General features: G+C 50.5%; 16 protein-coding genes and 1 pseudogene. 14 read left to right on the forward strand and 3 right to left on the reverse strand.

Annotation, left to right across the window (positions count from 1 at the left end):
- The first annotated feature begins 32 nt into the window (after window positions 1-32).
- The 10 genes from HJG54_RS20990 to HJG54_RS21035 all read left to right on the forward strand — a co-directional run bounded on the left by HJG54_RS20990 (window position 33) and on the right by HJG54_RS21035 (window position 11,664).
- Window positions 33-1,541: a GMC family oxidoreductase gene (locus tag HJG54_RS20990; RefSeq protein WP_316431188.1), complete on the forward strand. Its 1,509-nt coding sequence runs from the start codon at window positions 33-35 to the stop codon at window positions 1,539-1,541.
- 172 nt (window positions 1,542-1,713) lie between these two features.
- Entirely contained in the window at window positions 1,714-1,857 is a 144-nt protein-coding gene (locus HJG54_RS20995) for a hypothetical protein (protein ID WP_316431190.1), read from the forward strand.
- A gap of 127 nt (window positions 1,858-1,984) precedes the next feature.
- The gene (locus HJG54_RS21000) at window positions 1,985-2,257 is read left to right on the forward strand and encodes a hypothetical protein (RefSeq protein ID WP_316431191.1); all 273 of its coding nucleotides are present in this window, start codon (window positions 1,985-1,987) and stop codon (window positions 2,255-2,257) included.
- Window positions 2,258-2,259: 2 nt separating this feature from the next.
- The gene (locus HJG54_RS21005) at window positions 2,260-3,018 is read left to right on the forward strand and encodes a MinD/ParA family ATP-binding protein (protein WP_316431193.1); all 759 of its coding nucleotides are present in this window, start codon (window positions 2,260-2,262) and stop codon (window positions 3,016-3,018) included.
- A gap of 5 nt (window positions 3,019-3,023) precedes the next feature.
- Window positions 3,024-4,055: a glutaminase A gene (glsA, locus tag HJG54_RS21010; protein ID WP_316431195.1), complete on the forward strand. Its 1,032-nt coding sequence runs from the start codon at window positions 3,024-3,026 to the stop codon at window positions 4,053-4,055.
- Entirely contained in the window at window positions 4,045-6,210 is a 2,166-nt protein-coding gene (locus tag HJG54_RS21015; protein WP_316431197.1) for a PAS domain S-box protein, read from the forward strand. The genes glsA and HJG54_RS21015 overlap by 11 nt, the downstream gene beginning before the upstream one ends.
- A 251-nt stretch (window positions 6,211-6,461) precedes the next feature.
- On the forward strand, window positions 6,462-7,154 hold the full coding sequence (locus HJG54_RS21020; RefSeq protein WP_316431198.1) for a MotA/TolQ/ExbB proton channel family protein: 693 nt from the start codon (window positions 6,462-6,464) through the stop codon (window positions 7,152-7,154).
- Window positions 7,155-7,330: 176 nt separating this feature from the next.
- Window positions 7,331-9,229 (forward strand): ABC transporter ATP-binding protein, encoded by a 1,899-nt coding sequence (locus tag HJG54_RS21025; protein ID WP_316431200.1) that lies wholly within the window; start codon window positions 7,331-7,333, stop codon window positions 9,227-9,229.
- A 60-nt stretch (window positions 9,230-9,289) separates the two neighbouring features.
- Window positions 9,290-10,183: a phosphate/phosphite/phosphonate ABC transporter substrate-binding protein gene (locus HJG54_RS21030; RefSeq protein ID WP_316431201.1), complete on the forward strand. Its 894-nt coding sequence runs from the start codon at window positions 9,290-9,292 to the stop codon at window positions 10,181-10,183.
- 26 nt (window positions 10,184-10,209) lie between these two features.
- Window positions 10,210-11,664: a serine/threonine protein kinase gene (locus HJG54_RS21035; RefSeq protein ID WP_316431203.1), complete on the forward strand. Its 1,455-nt coding sequence runs from the start codon at window positions 10,210-10,212 to the stop codon at window positions 11,662-11,664.
- Window positions 11,665-12,378: 714 nt separating this feature from the next.
- Here the strand turns inward: HJG54_RS21035 and HJG54_RS21040 are convergent.
- Both HJG54_RS21040 and HJG54_RS21045 read right to left on the reverse strand, forming a co-directional pair.
- Window positions 12,379-12,494: pseudogene (locus HJG54_RS21040) on the reverse strand (IS701 family transposase); the annotation flags it as partial.
- Window positions 12,490-13,158: a TetR/AcrR family transcriptional regulator gene (locus HJG54_RS21045; RefSeq protein ID WP_316431204.1), complete on the reverse strand. Its 669-nt coding sequence runs from the start codon at window positions 13,156-13,158 to the stop codon at window positions 12,490-12,492. The gene HJG54_RS21045 and the pseudogene HJG54_RS21040, both read right to left, overlap by 5 nt.
- A gap of 256 nt (window positions 13,159-13,414) precedes the next feature.
- On the opposite strand from HJG54_RS21045, the gene HJG54_RS21050 reads away from it, so the two are divergent.
- Window positions 13,415-14,398, forward strand: a complete 984-nt coding sequence (locus tag HJG54_RS21050; protein WP_316431206.1) for an NAD(P)-dependent alcohol dehydrogenase — start codon at window positions 13,415-13,417, stop codon at window positions 14,396-14,398.
- A 14-nt stretch (window positions 14,399-14,412) separates the two neighbouring features.
- Window positions 14,413-15,435: an AraC family transcriptional regulator gene (locus tag HJG54_RS21055; protein ID WP_316431208.1), complete on the forward strand. Its 1,023-nt coding sequence runs from the start codon at window positions 14,413-14,415 to the stop codon at window positions 15,433-15,435.
- 312 nt (window positions 15,436-15,747) lie between these two features.
- On the opposite strand, the gene HJG54_RS21060 is transcribed toward HJG54_RS21055, so the two are convergent.
- Window positions 15,748-16,695 (reverse strand): ROK family protein, encoded by a 948-nt coding sequence (locus tag HJG54_RS21060; protein WP_316431209.1) that lies wholly within the window; start codon window positions 16,693-16,695, stop codon window positions 15,748-15,750.
- Window positions 16,696-16,841: 146 nt separating this feature from the next.
- Between HJG54_RS21060 and HJG54_RS21065 the strand changes: the two genes are divergently transcribed.
- Entirely contained in the window at window positions 16,842-17,927 is a 1,086-nt protein-coding gene (locus tag HJG54_RS21065; RefSeq protein WP_316431210.1) for an acyl-CoA dehydrogenase family protein, read from the forward strand.
- A 188-nt stretch (window positions 17,928-18,115) separates the two neighbouring features.
- A complete protein-coding gene (locus HJG54_RS21070) occupies window positions 18,116-20,401 on the forward strand; it encodes an esterase-like activity of phytase family protein (RefSeq protein WP_316431211.1) in 2,286 nt (761 codons plus the stop codon).
- The last annotated feature ends 176 nt before the right edge of the window (window positions 20,402-20,577 follow it).

The raw sequence follows: 20,577 nt of genomic DNA on the forward strand, positions 1-20,577 counted from the left end.
ATTATCTCCCTACTCTCCTTAGGAGAATTCCTATGATTATCGACGATCAATACTATGATGTAATTATTGTTGGTACGGGTGCTGGCGGCGGCACCTTGGCCCGCAAATTGGCCCCAACCGGCAAAAAGATCTTAGTGTTGGAGCGGGGAGAGTTTTTAGCCAAAGAAAGCTCTGAGTTGGTTGATTTAGAAGTATTTCGCAAAGAGCAGTACCACGCGCCAGAACAATGGCATGACAGCAGCGGCGAACCCTTCTATCCCCAAACCAGCTACTCGGTAGGTGGCAATACCAAAATCTACAGCGGTGCTTTGCTGCGATTCAGAGAGCGAGACTTTGAAGCTGTGCAGCATCAGGATGGCCTCTCACCCGAATGGCCGCTGAAGTATCAGGATTTTGAACCCTATTACACCGAAGCGGAGTCCCTCTATCAGGTCCACGGTAAGGCGGGCGATGATCCAACCGAGCCACCCCGCAGTGCCGACTATGCCTTTCCCCCAGTTGAGCACCAACCCCAGGTCGAGCAAGTTTGCCAGATCCTGAAGCAGCAGGGCATTCATCCGGCCTATTTACCAATTGGTCTCGGCGATCAGGGCCGCACCGATTCGGAGGATACTGGCATCTCGCCCGCCATGAAACACTCTAGCAACGTGACGCTGAAAACCGGAGCTAAGGTGGTTTGTCTGCATACCAACCCATCCGGTACAGAAGTGAAGGCCGTTGAGGCGACGATTGGCTCCGAGTCGTTTTTGTTTCTAGGGCACATGATTGTGCTGGCTTGCGGTGCGGTTAACTCCGCTGCGTTGTTGTTGCGCTCTGCCAACGAAAAGCACCCCAACGGCATCGCCAACAGCTCTGATCTCGTAGGACGCAATCTGATGAAGCAATTGCTGTCGGTGGTGGTGCAGGTCAGCGCTACTTCCAACTCTGGGTTGTTTCAACGGACCGTGTCAGTGAATGACTTTTACTGGGGCGACCAGAACTATGCCTATCCGATGGGCCACATCCAAAACTCAGGCGGTATCCTACAAGATGTAATTTTTTCAGAAGCACCGCCGGTATTGTCCCTCGTTACCAGAGTCCTGCCCGACTTTGGTCTGCGGCAGTTGGCAACTCGTTCAATCGGCTGGTGGTTACAAACAGAAGATTTACCCAACCCCAACAATCGCGTCCACTGGGTTGGCGAAAAGCTGCATCTCGATTACGAGCCAAACAATGTGGAAGCCCACGATCGGTTGGTTTATCGCTGGCTCGAAGTGTTGAGGGCCGTAGAAACGGCTGATAGTAGTTTATTTAGCCGCACTGGCATCCATCCCCGCAGCGATATGCCGATTCAGGTGGTCGCGCATCAATGTGGCACCTGCCGCTTTGGTGCCGATCCGTCTACGTCGGTGCTCGATCTCAACTGCCGCACCCATGAGGTAGATAATCTCTATGTCGTAGACAGCAGTTTCTTTCCGGCCAATGCCAGTGTGAGTCCGGCTCTGACGGTAATTGCCAATGCGTTGCGGGTCGGGGAGCATTTGGTTGAGCGGTTGGGATAGGAGTCAGGGGGGAAGTACCCTTCGGGAACGCTACGCAAACGTCGGTCACAGGTTTGCTGCTGGCTTCCCTTGCCTTAAGCTAAGAGTTGTCGTCACTCGGCTCCAGGAACTTTCGAGCATTTGGACGCTCCGAGGTCTGGTGCAGATTACAGATTTTTTGAATAGTGGAGACATGACTCCAGAGATGTATCCAGATATTGATTCACCTATTGGAGCTGTGATTGTTGGATATACCAAAGACAATCGCCATCAAATCTGGTTGAGTCACAAGCCAAGTGTGTTGCAGAAGGCATTGGTTCAAAAGTTCCAGCAATAAGCGAGCGATCATCGCCTGAGGTCGATGATCGAATCCTGATGTCTATTGTAAGTAATTCAACTTAATTAAAACCAAGATCAGGGTGTTGTCGCCGCCCTTCGGGCGGCCAACCCCCCCTTTGGGTTTCATGTTTAATTATGCTGTTCTACTTATCAAGTTTGGTGTATCAAGTTTGGCAGCTGTTCGAGCAGCCAGACTAGCTCCCTATCCTCATTTCTGGGACGCTCAAAGCGCTGTAGGCTGGAAAACTTTCACGGCAGAACCCTCATTAGGAAGCAAAGAGACTGCTGAAGCAGGTTTGCCCGATCATCCGTTGTGGATACTACACTTCCATTTAGATTTTCCCTTTAAAAAAAGAGATGCTAATCTTATGGAAGCCATTGACAGCCATTTTAAGTAAATATGCCTAGAGTTATTTCCGTTCACTCGTATCGAGGTGGTACGGGTAAGTCTAACTTTACTGCGAACCTGGCAACCACCGTGGCTGCCCTGGGGAACCGTGTAGGTGTTGTTGATACAGATGTTCCTTCTCCAGGAATCCATAACCTGTTTTGTCTGGAACCAGAGCAAATGGACAAAACCCTGAATAACTATTTGTGGGGTGAAAGCTCAATCGAAGATGCTGCCTATGATCTGAGTGCCAATGTGGGGATCGAGGGTGCAGGCAAGCTATTTCTGGTTCCGTCCAGTGTTAAGGCAGATGATATTGCCAGGATCCTGAAGGATGGCTATGATGTCAAACTGATGAATGATGGGTTTCGCAATCTGGTAAAAACACTTCAGCTGGATTATTTGTTTATTGATACCCATCCTGGCCTCTCGAAAGAAACGTTTTTATCAATTGCAATCTCTCATGTGCTAGTTTTGATTCTCCGCCCTGACAAGCAAGATTATCAGGGCACAGCGGTGACGATGGATGTGGCGCGGCAACTGAAAGTGCGGAAGATGCTATTGGCCATCAACAAAGCCCACAGCAAACTCAACCTGGAAGCCCTGAAGCAAAAAGTAGAGGAAACATACGGCGAAATGGTTGCCGGAATATTTCCATTGTCGGAAGATATCGTGCAGCTCGCCAGCGAAGGGGTGTTTTGCGTGAAATATCCGGAGCATCCGGTGAGTCAGGAATTTCGCAAAGTGGCACAGCAAATTATCGAGGGGTAAGTGGCATGTCGAATTTTGGAGAATTGCAATCTCTAGCCAGTTCTATTACTGCGGTTACGTCGCCCTTTCGCAATTATCTGAACGATTTATATGAGAAGTACCGATTGCTGAATGAAGGTGCCGTGGCCGATTACATTCCAGAACTGGCACTGGCAAAACCGGAGTGGTTTGGCGTTTGTGTAGTCACCACAGAGGGACAGGTATTTGAGGTTGGTGAGTGCGACCAGTTGTTCACGATTCAGTCCATTTCTAAAGCGTTTGTGTTTGGCTTAGCACTGGAAGACCACGGGCGCGACTATGTGAATAGCAAGGTCAGCGTAGAGCCAACGGGCGAAGCATTTAACTCGATTGTGCTAGATGAAGTGACTAACCGCCCCTATAATCCAATGGTGAATGCTGGGGCGATTGCCACGGCAGATTTAATTAAGGGCAAAAACGGTACGGAACGCTTGAAACGAATGCTGGAAATGTTCAAACGCTATACCGGACGGGACCATGATATCAATGTGCCGGTTTTTTTATCTGAGAAGGCAACCGGCTATCGCAACCGAGCCATGGCTTACCTGATGCTGAACTTTGGCATGGTTAGCGAGAAGATTGATGAAACGCTGGATCTCTACTTTCAGCAATGTTCAATTATGGTGAATGCTCGCGATCTGGCTATGCTTTCGGCAACGTTGGCAAACGGTGGCGTGAACCCAGTTACAAAACAACGAGCGATTGATGAACGCTATGTGCAAGATGTGATTAGCGTCATGCTGACCTGCGGCATGTATGATGCATCCGGCGAGTGGTGTTATCGTGTGGGATTGCCGGCTAAGAGTGGAGTCGGCGGCGGCATTACGGCAATCGCGCCCGGAAAATTAGGTATTGGTACTTTCTCACCCCCTCTAGATGTAAAAGGCAACAGTGTGCGGGGCATCAAGGTCTGTGAGGATCTCTCCCAGGATTTTGGTTTGCACTTGTTTAATGTGGCGAAGCCAGAGCGCAATTTACAGGAGTGGATCGCCGGAGGAGATGGTATCAATGACTGGTAAGGCCACTCCCCCCATTCCGGGTAAATTTCCCCTGCGCGTTACCCTAGTAGTACCCTTCGTTCTGCAAATTCTGGCAGCCGTCGGATTGGTGGGATACCTCTCGTTTCGCAATGGGCAACGGGCAGTTAATGACCTGGCAACGCAATTGCGGAGCGAAGTGACAGCTCGAATTGAAGCCGAACTGACAACCTATTTGGAAAGCCCTCATAATTTTAATCAGCTGAATGCCTCGGCCTTTACAGAAGGCAATTTTGATCTGGCAACGGCCAGCAATGCCAAACAGTTTCTCACCCAGATTCAGATTTCTCCCTTTGTCTATGCCTCCTATTGCGGCGATGCTCAAGGACAGGCTCTCGGCGTGATGCGTCGGCCTAGACAAGCCTCAGAGCCAATTGCTCTGTTCGCCAGTAATGCCCAAACCGATAATCGCTTTTACTTTTATGCGATGGATGACCGGGGCAATCGCCAGCGGATTTTAGAGAAGCTCAAAGCCTATGATCCTCGTCAACGGCCCTGGTATAAGGCGGCATTGCAGCAGGAGAAACCGATCTGGACTGAGGTTTATCTAGATTTTGCAATTGGATTGCCAACGATCACAGCCAGTATGCCCGTGTATGATGCATCGGGAAAGATCGCGGGAGTTTGTGCCACGGATGTTGTGCTGCTACAGGATTTGAGACGTTTTTTGGCCAGCTTGTCGATTGGCCGAACCGGCGAAGCCTTTGTGATCGATCGCGCGGGTTCCATGCTTTCTAGCTCTACGGATGAGCCTCTGACGGTCGGGCAAGGCGAGCAGGCAAAGCTGGTGACCGCCACAGCAAGCGAAAACCCACTAGTGCGGGAAACGGCTCGCTATTTGCAACAGCAATTTAATGGCTTTGAGCAGATTCAGCAATCGCAACAGCTCAACTATCAGATCAATGGCGAACGGCAGTTTGTGCACGTGTTGCCATTGAAAGATGGCCGCGGCATTGATTGGTTGATTGTGGTGGTGGTGCCAGAAGCCGATTTTATGCGCCAAATCTATGCCACTCTGCGTAATGCCATCGGGCTGACGCTACTTGCCTTGGCCACAGCGATCGCAGTGGGGATTTGGACCTCGCGGTGGGTGACAAAACCAATTCAGCGCGTATCCCAAGCCTCTGAAGAGATTGCCAAAGGTCACCTCGACCAACAAATTGCCCCCAGCCCCATTACCGAAATTGATGCGTTGGCAACGTCCTTCAACAGCATGGCAGGACAGATCCAGCAATCCTTTCAGGCGCTGCAACAAAGCGAGGCGACCAACCGTGCGATTGTCACCACCATTCCTGACTTGATGATTCGCGCTAAAGGCGATGGCACCTATTTAGAGATTGTGGGCAGCGATCGGCTGCGAGGGGTGCACGGCGTCAAACAATTTAGTCGGGGACGAACGGTTCGGGAATCGCTTCCGCCCGATTTGGCTGAACTGCGAATGCACCACGTTCGGCAAGCCCTAACCACAGGTGAACTGCAGGTCTACGAGCAACGCATCACCATTGATGCCCAACCCCAAGATGAAGAAGTCCGAATTTTGGTAATGGGAGACGATGAAGTATTGATCATGGTCCGCGATATCACCGATCGCAAACGGGCGGAAGAGGCACTGCGAATTGCCGAAGAAAACTACCGCAGCATCTTTGAAAACGCCTTAGAAGGAATTTTTCAATCCTCTCCAGGAGGACAGTTTATTAATGCTAATTCGGCCTTAGCAAAAATTTATGGCTATGACTCACCGGCTGAAATGATGGCAAGCATCACCAATATTGGCGAACAGCTTTATGTGGACCCGGAAAAACGAGCTGAATTTAGGAAGCTATTAGAACAACAGGATGCAGTCAAAGATTTTCAATACCGCTGCTACTGTAAAGATGGCAGTATCATTTGGATCCAAATCGATGCCCGCGCAGTGAAAGACAACGATGGCAGAGTTTTATATTACGAAGGTATTGTGCAGGATATTACAGAACGCAAACGCCGCGAAGATGAATTAAGACGCCAATTAGAAGAATTAAAAATTGAGATTGATCAGAAAAAACGCGAAAAAGAAGTGGCGACGCTGACAGAAAGTAGCTATTTTCAGGAGGTGCAACAAGAGATAGCAGAAGTTAATCTAGATGAATTTTGGAGCTGATTCTTAGATTAATCATCGATTTTGCCGCCATTCAATACTCCGATCACTCCTCCCCCAACTCTGTGGGCAAAAGATCCGTAGTGCCAGCGTCTGGCTGGCGTGGGCAGGCTGCCCGCACTGCATTTACTGTTTGATTTGGTTGACCTAACTTACATGACGCAAAAGTATTCTACACTGCTAGCCAAGCCAAGCATTCTGTAAGACACTGGTGATGGTGGCTACAGGACAGAGTAATTGGGTTCAGCGAGTTTATGTCGAATCTGTTTGAGTTAGTGAAAGCAGGTGGGCCGGTGATGATTCCGATCGTCGGCCTGTCGGTGGCAACGATTGCCTGCGCCTTGGAACGAGCTTGGTTTTGGTATCAGCTAGTCAGCCAGGAAGACCGAATTGTGCATGATGTCTTGGCCGCGGCTCGCTACAATCTAGAAGACGCCAGAGCAATTGCCGAGAGTGCCCAGCATTTGGCAATCGGGCGGTTTTTGCTCGCTCCTCTGAAACTGCGGCAGCCTTCTCCCGAAACCTTTCGCTTGGCAATGGAAGCCGCAGGCGACAAGGAATTTGTCCAGATGCGCCGGGGCGACAAGCTGCTGGAAACAGTGGTGGCCGTTTCTCCGCTGCTGGGTCTATTGGGAACGGTGACAGGTCTGATTGCCACCTTCAGCAGCCTCAACATTGGCGGTGGTGGCACCACTGAGCAGGCCACCAAAGCCGCAGGCGGGATTGGTGAGGCGCTGATCACAACAGCCGCAGGCATGATCGTGGCGATTTTGGCCCTATTGGTGTACCGGGTGATGGTGACGCTGCAAGCCCGTCAGATCGATTACTTCTCGGAAGTGGGAAGCGAACTAGAGCTGATTTACCGTCAAATCTGGTATGAACCCAATCTGGGCGACCATGCCCAGTATCTCAGTCCTGCGTCCTATTTGGCGGGTAAGGAGGAGTAGGGAGTGGGGAGTGGGGAGTGGGAGTGGGGAGTGGGGAGTGGGGAGTAGGGAGTGGGATTGAAACAGAGGATTATTCTGACTCCTGACTCCTGACTCCTGACTTCGCCTAGAGAGATGGGGGAGTGCGTTAGAGTGAGATAGACTCTGCCCATCTGCTCGTTTAGTTCTTCATCGGTATGACCAGTGTATCTCCGCCGCGTTCGGTATCTCAATCGTCTCGCTCAACCGATTTGCGGCTGTTCCGAATTCTTTTGCCCTATGCAAAACGCCATATTCGCTTGCTGTTGATAGCTCTGCTGCTGCTGATTCCGTTGGCGCTAGCCGGAGCAATGCAGCCGATTATTATTGGACAGGCGGTAGCGTTGGCGAAACAAGAGCCAGTAATGGGGTTCTTGCAGGGTCGCTCGCTGGTGGAGGGCGCACAGCTTTTAATTTGGTTACTGGTGTTAACGCTAGTAGTGCAGTTGGCGCTGAGTGGTGTTCAAGGTTATTTAATTCAGAAAGTAGGTCAGCGAATTACCGCCGATATTCGCAATGATTTGTTTTATCATGTCACATCTTTGGCAACGCGCTTCTTTGATCGCACACCAGTCGGTCGCTTGATCACTCGCCTGACCAGTGATGTTGATGCATTGGGCGATGTCTTTTCTACGGGCGCGATTGGGGTAATTGGCGATCTGCTGACGATGCTGGTGATTACTGTCGTGATGTTTAGCTTGCAATGGCAGTTGGCGCTATTGTTGCTGGTGCTGCTGCTGCCGGTGACGGGGTTGATCATCTATTTTCAGCAACAGTACCGAGCGGCTAACTATCGCTCGCGGGAAGAACTGTCTACGCTGAACTCGACCTTGCAAGAAAATATTGTCGGCATCAATGTGGTGCAGCTATTTCGGCGGGAGCGGTTCAACTCGGAACTGTTCCGGCAAATCAACTTGCGCTATATCAAAGAAGTCGATCGAACCATTTTCTTTGACTCGGCGGTTTCGGCCACACTGGAGTGGATCGCCTTGGCGGCGATTGCCGGAGTGCTGTGGCTCGGTAGCCTGCTAGTGCAGGGCGAAGCGCTGGAATTTGGTCTGCTGACTTCGTTTATTCTGTTTGCTCAGCGTTTGTTTGATCCACTGCGTCAGTTTGCCGAACGCTTTACGGCGATTCAGGCTGGATTAACGGCCCTAGAGCGGGTGAGTGATATTTTGAGTGAGCCGATTGAGATTCGCGATCCGGAGCGAGTGGGGGATGGGGAAGTTAGGGGAACCGGGGAAGTAGAGCGGCAGAATAGGCTGGCAGATGGATGGAAGGATGGCAAAGGCTATTCTCAAGCGGTGCCGCAGGCTTCTAGGACAACTCCGAGCGAGATTCAGTTTGAGCAGGTTTGGTTTGGCTATAAGCCGGATGAGTTTGTGCTGCGGGATTTGAATTTTACGATTCGTCCGGGGGAAAAGGTGGCGCTGGTGGGGCCAACCGGAGCGGGAAAAAGCTCGATTATTCGGTTGCTCTGTCGGCTGTATGAGGTGAGTCGGGGCCAGATTTTGCTGGATGGGCAGGATATTCGCGATATGCCTCAGGCGGAACTGCGGCGGCGGATGGCGGTAATTTTGCAGGATGGTTTTTTGTTCGCTGGGGATGTGAAAAGCAATATTACTCTGGGCGAACCCTATACCTTAGAACAGGTGCGCCAAGCCGCTGGACAAACGAACGTGGCCCAGTTCATTGAGCGCCTGCCACAGGGCTACGACACCGAACTGCGGCAGCGGGGCACCAACCTATCAGGTGGAGAAAAGCAGCTGCTGGCCTTTGCGCGAGCTGCAATTCGCAATCCCAACATTCTGGTGTTGGATGAGGCGACTGCTAATTTGGATGTGCGCACTGAGTCAGTGATTCAGGAGGCATTGGAAAAACTGCTGCAAGGCCGGACAGCCATCATCATCGCCCACCGGCTGTCAACCATTCGCAGTGTGGATCGAATTCTGGTGCTGAAGCAGGGGCAGCTGGTGGAATCGGGCAGACACGAAGAACTGCTGGAGCAAAATGGTCTTTATGCCAGCCTGTATCGCTTACAGATGTTGGAAAGTTAGCAAAATAATAAGATGCTGAATTAAGCCGGCGATTGACCAGGGTTGAGCTAGCATAGGTCTATGCTGTCTCGTCGTGATCTGTTTCTGACTGCGCTGCTGCTGCCCGTTCTGCTGAAAGGATGTACCGATCGGCAGCAAGAGCCGATTGGCAAACTGATTGTAGGAATCGTCAGCTACGATGCGCCAGCCAACTATTTAGAGAAGTTTGAGCGATTTCGAGACTATCTGGCAACGGCGCTGAAAACTCTGGTGGAGTTAGAGCCAGCCTATAACGAAATCAAAGCTGTCGAGCAGATTCAGCGGCGAGTATGGTCAATGGTGTTTGCACCACCGGGATTGGCAGCAATTGCCATCAGCTCCCAGCAGTATCTTCCGATTTTTGCGCTGCAGAGCAGCAACAACGAACGCTCGGTTTTGCTAGTGCGAGCCGATAGTCCGATTCAAACCCTGGGAGAGCTAGCGAATCAGGTGGTGGCATTGGGAGAGGCTGGATCGGCTACGGGATATTATTTGCCGTTGTATGACCTCTATGGCCTGACTCTGCAAGAAGTGCGGTTCGCTCCGACGCCACGGACTGTGTTGGACTGGTTGAGTCAAGGCGTGATTGTCGCAGGGGCAATGTCAGAACAGGAGTTTCAGCAATATCGCAATGAGTTTGGGGCATCCCAGTTTCGCGTTTTGCACACGAGTCGAGCCGTTCCGGCTAGCGCAGTTTTGCTAGCTCCTACCGTAGACCGCAACTTGCAATATCAGATTGAAACCGCCATGCGGAATGCCCCTTCTAGCATTATTGGCGATGCTGGTTACATCCCTGAAGCAGCTTTGCCCAATTACGAGCAGTTCATCAAACTGGTTGCCAAAGTGCGGCCTCTAGAAGCCAGGGTGCAGCAAAAACCTGCTGTTTTGACTATGGAGACGGTGCCAACAGTTGAATCTCCAATACCTCCACTTTGAGACTCTGGGATGCGGATGAAGCATGGATGCTAATTAACAATCGCTATCAAATTCAGAAACTTCTGGGTCGGGGCGGCTTTGGGCAGACCTATCTAGCCTACGATACGCACTGCTTCAACCATCCCTGTGTGCTCAAGGAATTTGCCCCAGCTAATCGCACCCAGTACGCCATGCAGAAAGCGCGGGAGTTGTTTGAACGCGAGGCGCGCGTCCTCTACGAAATCGACCATCCCCAAATTCCCAAGTTTCTAGCCTGGTTTGTCGCGCAAGAAAGGCTGTTTTTAGTTCAGGAGTATATTGCAGGTGAAACCTACGCTCAGCTTTTACGTGAGCGCCAGTCGCAGAGACAAGCCTTTTCCGAGGCAGAGGTGATTCAATGGTTTCAGGATTTGCTGCCTGTATTGGAGTATTTGCACCAGCGGCAAATTGTGCATCGCGACATTTCACCTGACAATGTCATGCGACCCAATGCTTCCAATAGTCGCCCGGTTTTGATCGATTTTGGCTTGGTTAAACAGACCATTAATCGAATCTATGCCTATGGCAAAGCATCAGATACAGCTTCGTTTGTCGGTAAGTTCGGCTATGCCCCCCCCGAACAACTGCGCATGGGCCAGTGTTTTCCATCCAGCGATCTGTATGCGCTGGGTGTAACGGCACTAGTATTGCTGACCGGCCAAGAACCGCAGCTTCTGATGGACCAGGAAACGTTAGAGTGGCGCTGGCAGGATTCTGTCAAGATCAGCACTACGCTAGCTAGAATTCTAGAGCGAATGCTGCATGACAAACCAAAAGCCCGCTACCAATCTGCTGCTGAAATCCTAGCCGATTTGCGTCCTGTCATCCCATCCGCCCAACTGCCCCGCAGCAGCCCGCTACCACCCAATAGCTCTGCAGCAGCCCGCTACTCCCCAACTGCTTCGCAGCAGCCCGTTACCACTCATCCAGCCAACTGCCCACCCACTCCCACCACGCTGACTTCAGCCTTCATTCACCATTGCCAACAGGAGTTATCGCGCCGGATTGGACCAATCGCCACCTTCGTGTTGGAGCAAGTATTGACTCAGTCTGCCAATCTCACTCCCGCTGAGCTGATTGAATCGCTAGCAACAGAAATTCCCGATCTAGCTCAGGCAGAAGAGTTTAGAGCTAGTTTGACCAGCGAGTTATGGTCTTCTCCACAGTTCTCACAGTCTTCTTCTAATGCTTCTACAAATTATTCTAAAAATTATTCTAAAAATTTCGCCTCTAGTGTATCTTTACCAGGCACAAAGCCACCTATTAACTTTAGTTCAGATTTTCTAGAACGCTGTCAGCAGGCTTTAGTCCAATGCATTGGTCCAGTCGGCACCCTGATTCTAGACGATCTACTGATGCAACAGACTCCAATTTCTCCCGAAGAATTAGTAGAAGCGATTGTGAATGAAATCACCGATCCGCAGCAAGCCCGGATGTTTTGGCAATTAATGCATCAACCATAATGCGTTAATCGTAGAAAAAGTTGATCAACCCTTCAGTTAAGTAGGTAGGCTAAATTAATCTTCGCTCCACAATGCCGGGTCTCGACTCCGCTCAACCCTCTGCTTCCCGAAACGTTGCGCATTGAGCGGAGTCGAAATGCGTCTTCTCAATCATTGCGCCCACCTACTTAGAGTCAAAGCAGCATCAAATAATAATCTCTAATAGAAGATCCAAGAAAATATGCAAAGACGTCGGGTAGCAGCATTCGATTGATTAGTGTTAGTAGAACCATGCAAATTCAACTGATTCGATCCATGATCAGCAAGGTGACGGCGGCTTTGAGTCATTGGAGCCAATCAATTCTCTCTTGGTTTGTCTCCCCTCAGTAATCCCTCTTTTGTTAATCTGGCAGTAGAAAAACCCTGTCTGAGTATCAAGCTGCAACAGTTTGAGAAAGTTTGGGAGAACCGCAAAAATAGTTCATGTGCATCATCAATCGGAAGAAACCACGCTTCAATCCTGGAATAGAAAACACCTCCAGCCAAGGGGCAAGCAAGCAGTAGAAGATATAAGGCTGAATGATTAGACGTAAGTTATTGAACGCACTCTTCCAGCTCACTCCTGCTTCCCACCAGGGGTGCTGCCCAAAACACTCTAAAATTACCCCAGATGCTCCCTGGCTTGAAGACTCTGGGGACTCCAAGCACGACTGGCAATAATCAGCTTGCAAAGTCACCATCAAATAGGCACTGAAGATAATTTCCCACCACCGTTCGATACTGCCATAATTGGTCAAGCGAAAGTCTGCCCAGCCCAACTCGTTTTTGACTTGCTTGAAGCCATACTCAGTTCCGATCGCGCAACCTGTCTAGCCCATCCAAAATAAAATCGAGACCAAGCTCAAAGTTGTGTAGACCGTCATAACTGCCATTAATGATGTGAAGCGACAGTTGGTGCATGTAGGGATATTGGTCTGGCGGGATATGCGAAATGAAGCGTTCGGCTGTCTCGGCATATTCTGAGGCTTCTACAGGGAAGTTTAATTCCTGGAGGGTGAAGCCGTAGATGTGGCTGTCGATCGCATTCCAGGCATGATCCGCCATCTCCCATGAAAATCCGGCTTCCCGCAGGCAGCCGATCGTTCTATCGACATAGCGCAGCATGGCTGGCCCTACGTTGATGCGGGACATGATCGCCATCGCTGCCCAGGGGTGTTTTAGCAACACATCGTGAGCCGAGATCGCCCGCCGCCGCATCGCAGTTTTCCAATCCAGATCAAAGCGAGGCAACTCAATGTCGCTGACCACCCCATCCACAATGCCATCGATTATGTCGTCTTTGTTGGCAACATGGTTGTAGAGTGACATCGCTTTCACGCCTAATGCTTGGGCAACCTTTCGCATCGAAAGCGCCTCAAGTCCTCCCTCGTCTGCCAGGTGGAGGGCTGTCTGCAAAATCCGCTCCCGGCTTAGCGGGGTTGGAGAGGGGGTGTTGGATGTCCCTGTCTTAGCCATCTATTTTATTGCGCATTTTTATTGCGCATTGCCCTGTAACCAATCGTTCTAGCCTCCGTCGATGGGAGTTGTCCCATGATTGAACTTGACAAACTTACAGCGTAAGTTAAACTAGCGTTATAAATAGACGTACACTGTAAGTCTAGCCCAGGAATGACAAGTTCGCTTCGCATCCATTCTCCTGAAGTCTTAAAAATCTATGGCAGCAATATCCTCGCGTATCCTCCTCCCAGGAACGAACCCAGGCAATGAAACGATGAATGAAAAAATGAAGGCGATCGCCCGTTCTCAATACGGTTCGGCAGAGGTGCTGAAACTGGAAGCGGTGGATAAGCCAGTCGTGTCAGATCAGGGCGTGTTGGTAAAGGTTCATGCTACGTCGGTAAATGCGGGAGACCGGCACCTGATGCGCGGCACTCCCTTTATCGTTCGCCTCATCTATGGCGGATTGCATCAGCCTAAGGTGAAAATTCTCGGCTTTGATGTTGCCGGACGAGTGGAAGCTGTGGGTCAAGCCATCACCCAGTTTAAGCCTGGGGATGAAGTCTTTGGCGATCTTTCTGAGTGTGGCTTCGGAGCATTTGCCGAGTATGTCTGCGCCCCAGAATCAGCGTTGGTTTTAAAGCCTGACACGATCTCGTTTGAGGAAGCCGCCGCCATTCCTGGGGCTGCACTGGCTGCCTTACAAGGTCTCCGAGACTGCGGACACCTTCAGCCTGGACAGAAAGTTCTCATTATTGGTGCATCCGGTGGCGTAGGATCGTTTGCGGTGCAGATTGCCAAAGCCTTTGGTGCAGAAGTCACAGCCCTGTGCAGTCCACAAAAAATAGATAAGGTGAAATTGCTTGGTGCCGATCAGGTGATTGATTACACGCAAGTTGACGTGACGCAAAGCGGTATTGATTACGACTTGATTCTGGATGCGGCTGCGTATCGTTCAGTGTTTGACTATTTCTCTATTTTGAAACCCGGCGGAACCTATGTTTTGGTGGGAGGTTCTATCGCGCGATTGTTTCAAATTTTGCTCTTCGGATCTTTGATTTCAAAATTCAGTCGCCGCAAAGTCACCGCATTAGCCTCTACCCCCAATCAAGCCGATCTTCTGACCTTAAAGAACTGGCTCACATCCGGTCAGATTGCACCTCTCATTGATCAAATTTATCCCTTGAGTGATCTTCCTGCTGCTATTTGCAAACTGGAGCAGAGACAGGTCGTGGGGAAAGTTGTCATTCGGGTTTGACAGGGGATGGATCAATGCAAGAAAAAACGGTATCCGGGTATCTAACCCGTAGTCTGATCCAGTTTGCAGCTGATCAGGGTATGGATATTGAGGAGCTTTGCTCTAAGGTTGGACTTGATCCGATCGTACTGACAACACCGGATCACCGAATCCCAGCCTCCGTCCATTATGCTGTCTGGCGCGAGGTCGTCAAACAAACGGGTGATGAGAATCTGGGACTGCATTTTGGGGAAGCCTTTAATGTAGGTAACTATGGAATCGTTGGGTACATTTTGCTCAATTGTCAAACCCTGGCTGATGTCCTTGAGAAATATTGTCGCTACACCTATCTCTTTTGTCAGGGGTTTCCCTGCCAACTTTCAATTTCAGACGGGATGGCTTTTTTTGAGTGCAGTTTTAGTTCTGGATTGATATTCAAAAATGACCAGTTAGAAGAATCGCGTTACGATGCCGAATGCACGTTTGCCTCTACCTTAGCCGCTGTCAAATCACTCACAGGCAAAGAGCTGCGTCCATCGATGGTTTCATTTCGCCATGCTTCCCCTGGGGATATCTCGGAGTATCAACGCATTTTTCAAACCGATCTAAAATTTGCAATGCCGTTTAATCGGTTAGCCTTTAATGCGGCATATCTGGATTGGCCTGTATTGTCTAGCAATGCGAATTTACTATCTTTTTTTGAGCAACAGGCAGACGCAATGTTAGGCACACTGAATGGGGGCGATCGCTACACCCAAAAAGTTGCCTATCTCATTGCAGAGCATCTTAAGGGAGAACTCCCCAAAATTGACGCGATTGCCTCTGAACTCTCGATTAGCATCCGCCATCTCCAGCGAGAACTACAAGCGGAAGGAACCTCGTTTCAGAAATTACTCGATCAAACTCGCCAAGAATTAGCGCTGCGGTATTTGAAAGACCCGACGTTCTCGATTCACGACATTGCGTTCTTGCTCGGTTTTTCAGAGCCGAGTGCGTTTAACCGCGCCTTCAAACGCTGGACGGGAAAAACTCCCCGATGCTATCGATTAACCCGGTAAATGAAATCATCTCCTCTGTCCGCAACGCTGATAACGCCTAAGATGCAGAGACCATCGACAATGTGTGCGGCGGTATTGTTTGAGGGAAAATGCCGTGGGAAAAGTGGATGAGTCTAGCGAGTGAGACACCAACATGGGAAGAAATAGAGCACAGGTATGACAGCTCAAAGAAAGGAATCAGGAAACAGAACTATTATGAGATATGAAACAAGGAAAGTTGCAACCATCTCTATAGATCACACAAGTAAACATCACCCATCCACCCTTCGGTTGAGCCGCTCACGGCAAAGCCCATCCACCCAAATCGTTCCCTCATTCCTCTTCCAGCAACGCCACTGCTCCCCACAAAGGCGCATCATCTCCCAGAGCAGCGGGCACAATTTCAAAATGAACTTCGGGTAGGGCTGTGGCACGTGCCGTTTCACGGACGGTCTGCCAATATAGTTCGCCCGATTTCGTCACACCGCCTCCCAGAATGAACCGCTGTGGGTTGATCAAATTCGCAACATTGCCGATACCCACTCCCAAGGCCCATCCCGCTTTTTGCAATCCGGCCTGTGCTACTTCATCCCCTTGAGCTGCCGCTTGGCTAATCTGCACAGCCGTCAAGTTGTCTAGCTCATGGTTGATTAGCGATCGCAGCCTTTGTCCTTGCTCAGGCTGTTGCAGCAGCACCTGACGCACCTGTTGCGCCATGTAGGGACCGGATGCCAACCGTTCGACACAGCCCCGCTTCCCACACAGACAAACTGGTCCCTGCGGATCCACCACCATATGACCAATCTCGCCCGCCATGCCCTCAGAGCCGCGCCACGGTTGCCCATGCAAAATCCAGCCGCCGCCCACACCCGTGCTCACCGTAATGTAAAGCAGATCCTGACTGCCCTGCCCTGCCCCAAACCGATGCTCGCCCAATGCCGCTACATTCGCATCATTATCAACCCGTACCGGTACGCCAAATTCTGCTTCGAGAAGCTGCTGAAGCGGAGTATTCTCCCAGCCCATCACATGGTGCGACAGCCGCACAGTTCCCGTACTGAAATCGACTGGCCCACCAAAGCTAACGCCAATAGCGGTGGGAGATGCACCATTCAAGACTTGTTTAATCAGCGATCGCATCACCTCGAGATCGGTTTGGGCATTGGAGTGAACTGGAGCCAAATGTCGTTGATACGCCCGCCACTGAGTTTCGCCCGCCCCAACAACTGCCGCGGCATGCTTCGTTCCACCAAAATCCAAAGCTAACAAAACTGAAGCCATCCTTAACCGTCCTTTTTGCCATATTCTTCAATTCAAAACTACGTGCTACGCATAGGCTCAGCACTAGAGCACTGCTCCGCAGCGGCCAAAACTTAATATCCCTAGGCTAACTTGCTACAGTTTTCTCAGTGATTTTAGAGAAGCCTATGTCGTCTTGTTTAAATCAACCCCTGCTGTTAGAGCAGTCTGTGCTGGACAGAGCCGCCGCTTTTTTGCAGACCGTCGTGGCTCCGAAAGCTGCTCGTTTGGACACTGACCCACAAGCATTACAGCAGGCATTCAGCGAACTGGGTGAGCAACAGCTTCTCGCCTTACGGGTTGCACCAGAGTGGCAGGGAACAGGAGTGAATGAACTCACCTTTCGTACATTTCAAGAATTGACAGCCCGATATTCGGGTGCTCTCGCCTTTCTGCAAACCCAGCATCAAAGCGCAGCAGCAAGGTTAGCCCAAAGCAACAATGAGTCGCTGAAGCAAAAGTATTTACCCTATATGGCAACGGGTCAAAAGCGGATTGGTTTGGGGTTTTCCCAACTGCGACGATCAGGTGAAGCGGCGGTTAAAGCCACGCCGAGCCGCGATGGATATTACGTGAGTGGGAATGTACCCTGGATCACTGGTTTTGGCTGTTTCGAGCAGTTTATTCTCGGTGCAGAGCTGCCTGATGGACGGGCGCTGTTTGGTCTGGTGCCCCTACGGGATGAAACAGTGAACGGTGGCTGGATCGCGCTGAGCCAACCCTTGCAGTTGGCAGCAATGGCATCCACGAATACGGTCACTGCCCAATTAGCAAACTGGTTTTTACCAGTTGATCAGGTACTTGATCTTAAGCCTGCCGATTGGATTCACCAGAGTGATCGCAGTAATGTATTACATCACGGCTTCTTTGCATTGGGATGCGCGCAAGCTGGGTTAGATATTCTGGCAGCCGCTCCAGCTCAGTCGGTTATTACTGAGACGCTGATCGCCCTGACACAAGAATTGGAAACCTGTCGGTCGGCCATGTATCAGGCGCAGGCAATCGGCGATACAGGCATGCATCAGCTCGATCTACGAGCTTGGTCTATTGATTTAGCAGTACGGTGCGCCCATGCGGCTGTAGCGGTATCACGTGGCTCTGCTAATTACGCCAACCATCCGGCTCAGCGAGTCTATCGAGAAGCGCTAGCATTTACGATTTTTGGTCAGACAACAGCGGTGATGGAAGCAACTTTAAAGCGCTTGACGCGCTGAATGGCTCATGTAAAAGTTTGAGGGTTCTGCTTAAACGCAATCTTAAACATAATCTCAGACAGACTAACAGCCTTCTCTTAACCCATCGTTTAACGGTTTCTAAACCAACCTGGGCTGTCCCTTAAAGCTGCTGTGGGATGCTGTGAGCGCAAACAAATTGTCATGTTGCAGCATTCTATACAGAAGTTATGACAGACACCACACTTAAAGGATTTGCGTCCCTACCCGCAGACACATTTGCAGCGGGTCCTGCAGCTGGTAAAGCTGTGTCTGCCAATGGTCGGACCGGTCCATTTACCCAAGGTCAGCCCGTTCAAGGATTTAGCGCCGTTCAGTTTGCCGATCAGAACACGTACTGGTTCATGGCTGACAATGGCTTTGGGTCCAAAACGAATAGTGCGGATTTTTTGCTGCGGATCTATCGCGTTGAGCCTAATTTTCGCGATACGGCCAAGGAGGATGGCAGCGTTAAGCTGGGCGACAGTTTTATTCAGCTTGCCGATCCAGACAAGAAGATACCGTTCCCGATTGTCAATGACAGCAGCAGCGAGCGATTGCTGACCGGAGCCGACTTTGACGTTGAATCCTTTACACTAGCCCCCGATGGCACGATCTGGGTTGGTGATGAGTTTGGTCCTTATCTGCTGCATTTTGATAGCTCAGGCAAACTGCTCGACGCGCCAATTGCAATTCCCAACATCCCCAATTTCCAGACGCTGGATGGCAAACCGCCGATCGTGATTGGGCATCGCGGCTCTAGCGGTCTACGTCCGGAACATACCCTAGCAGCCTATGAATTGGCTATCGAACAGGGAGCCGATTATATTGAGCCAGATCTGGTTTCAACCAAAGATGGAGTGCTGATTGCCCGTCACGAGAACGAGATTTCTGGGACTACCGATGTGGCGAGCCGCCCCGAATTTGCTGATCGCAAAACCACTAAAACCATTGATGGCATCGACTATACAGGTTGGTTTGCCGAAGATTTTACGCTAGCAGAGATCAAAACTCTGCGGGCGATTGAACGATTGCCGTTCCGCAGTCCTTTCTTCAACGGTCAATTTGAGGTTCCCACACTTCAGGAAGTGATCGATCTAGCCAAGCGCAAAAGTGCCGAAACAGGCCGCACGATTGGTATTTATCCTGAAACTAAACATCCCACCTATCACGACTCCATCGGCCTGTCGTTGGAAGAACCGCTGGTGGAAATTCTCAAGCAGAATGGGCTAGACAAAGCAGATTCTCCGGTTTTCATTCAGTCGTTTGAAGTCGCTAACCTCAAGGAACTGAACCAAAAAATAGATGTACCCCTGGTTCAGCTTTTTGATGCGGCTGACATTGCCCTCGACGGCACGTTGATTGAAAACCAGCCCTATGATTTTGTTGTCAGTGGCGACAAGCGCACCTATGGCGATCTACGCACGCCGGAAGGACTCAAGGAAGTTGCCACCTACGCCGACGGAATTGGCCCCTGGAAGCGGATGATTGTGTCCGTCAAAGGCACTGATGCTGATGGCGATGGTAAAGCCGATGATGTGAATGGGGATGGGGCAGTGAATGATGCTGACAAAACCACAACTGCACCTACCATGCTGGTTCAAGATGCCCACGATGCTGGGTTGCTGGTTCACCCCTACACGTTCCGCAACGAGGGCTTGTATTTGGCGAGGGACTACAATGGTGATCCAGAGCTGGAATATCGGCAGTTTATCCAGCTGGGTGTTGATGGCTACTTCACAGATTTTCCCGCCACAGGCGATAAGGTACGCGATCAGGCGGCGCAGGGCGAGGTAAAATCCCCGGATCATCCTGATGTTTTGGCAGGCACAGCCCTGGCTAATCTGGGACGCTCCAGAGGTTTGGAGGGAATGGCAATCAACCCAGACGGCACGAAGATCTATCCACTGTTAGAAGGAGCTGTAATTGGCGATCCCAGCAACGCACTGCGCATCTACGAGTATGATTTGCAAACGCAAACCTATGCTGATGAACTGATTGGCTACTATCGTCTAGAAAATCCCAGTCACGCGATTGGAGACTTTGCGGTTGTTAATGACAATCAGTACCTGGTAATTGAGCGGGATAACAACCAAGGCAGTGCCGCTAAATTCAAAAAGATCTACAAAGTAGATTTTTCTCAGAAAGACGATAGTGGATATGTTGCCAAACAGGAAGTGGCCGATCTGCTGAATATTCAAGACCCAGATGATCTCAACCAAGATGGCAGCACCACCTACACAATGCCGTTCCAAACCATCGAAGATGTCCTGGTCATCGACCAAAACACCATCTTGGTTGCCAACGACAACAACTATCCCTTTTCCGTTGGGCGTCCGCCTGCAATTGACAACAATGAAATCGTGGTGTTGCAGTTAAGCCAACCGCTCAACCTCGATCCAAAAGTCGGATTGGCAGGGCTGGGTGGTTCCATGGCTGGACTGTCAACCGACCTCGGAATGGGTTCTCTTGCCTAACTCTCTTAGCCATTGAGTTAACCCAGACTGGTTAACCTCACTAAGACTGGAGGATCACAGCATTCTCCAGTTTTTTATTGGTCAAGCTGAATTGGTTGGTCAAGCTGAATCAGATCTTGGCAGCAGCCGGTTGTAGAACTGAACAAATGTTTGCCCTCAGAAGCAGTTGCCAAAGC

The sequence above is a fragment of the Leptolyngbya sp. NK1-12 genome (assembly GCF_032598965.1).
Classification (GTDB): Bacteria; Cyanobacteriota; Cyanobacteriia; order Elainellales; family Elainellaceae; genus Elainella.

Coding starts and splice junctions, on each gene's coding strand:
- HJG54_RS20990 (WP_316431188.1), top strand. CDS start 33: ATGATTATCGACGATCAATACTATGATGTAATTATTGTTGGTACGGGT.
- HJG54_RS20995 (WP_316431190.1), top strand. CDS start 1,714: ATGACTCCAGAGATGTATCCAGATATTGATTCACCTATTGGAGCTGTG.
- HJG54_RS21000 (WP_316431191.1), top strand. CDS start 1,985: ATGTTTAATTATGCTGTTCTACTTATCAAGTTTGGTGTATCAAGTTTG.
- HJG54_RS21005 (WP_316431193.1), top strand. CDS start 2,260: ATGCCTAGAGTTATTTCCGTTCACTCGTATCGAGGTGGTACGGGTAAG.
- glsA (WP_316431195.1), top strand. CDS start 3,024: ATGTCGAATTTTGGAGAATTGCAATCTCTAGCCAGTTCTATTACTGCG.
- HJG54_RS21015 (WP_316431197.1), top strand. CDS start 4,045: ATGACTGGTAAGGCCACTCCCCCCATTCCGGGTAAATTTCCCCTGCGC.
- HJG54_RS21020 (WP_316431198.1), top strand. CDS start 6,462: ATGTCGAATCTGTTTGAGTTAGTGAAAGCAGGTGGGCCGGTGATGATT.
- HJG54_RS21025 (WP_316431200.1), top strand. CDS start 7,331: ATGACCAGTGTATCTCCGCCGCGTTCGGTATCTCAATCGTCTCGCTCA.
- HJG54_RS21030 (WP_316431201.1), top strand. CDS start 9,290: ATGCTGTCTCGTCGTGATCTGTTTCTGACTGCGCTGCTGCTGCCCGTT.
- HJG54_RS21035 (WP_316431203.1), top strand. CDS start 10,210: ATGCTAATTAACAATCGCTATCAAATTCAGAAACTTCTGGGTCGGGGC.
- HJG54_RS21045 (WP_316431204.1), bottom strand. CDS start 13,158: ATGGCTAAGACAGGGACATCCAACACCCCCTCTCCAACCCCGCTAAGC.
- HJG54_RS21050 (WP_316431206.1), top strand. CDS start 13,415: ATGAATGAAAAAATGAAGGCGATCGCCCGTTCTCAATACGGTTCGGCA.
- HJG54_RS21055 (WP_316431208.1), top strand. CDS start 14,413: ATGCAAGAAAAAACGGTATCCGGGTATCTAACCCGTAGTCTGATCCAG.
- HJG54_RS21060 (WP_316431209.1), bottom strand. CDS start 16,695: ATGGCTTCAGTTTTGTTAGCTTTGGATTTTGGTGGAACGAAGCATGCC.
- HJG54_RS21065 (WP_316431210.1), top strand. CDS start 16,842: ATGTCGTCTTGTTTAAATCAACCCCTGCTGTTAGAGCAGTCTGTGCTG.
- HJG54_RS21070 (WP_316431211.1), top strand. CDS start 18,116: ATGACAGACACCACACTTAAAGGATTTGCGTCCCTACCCGCAGACACA.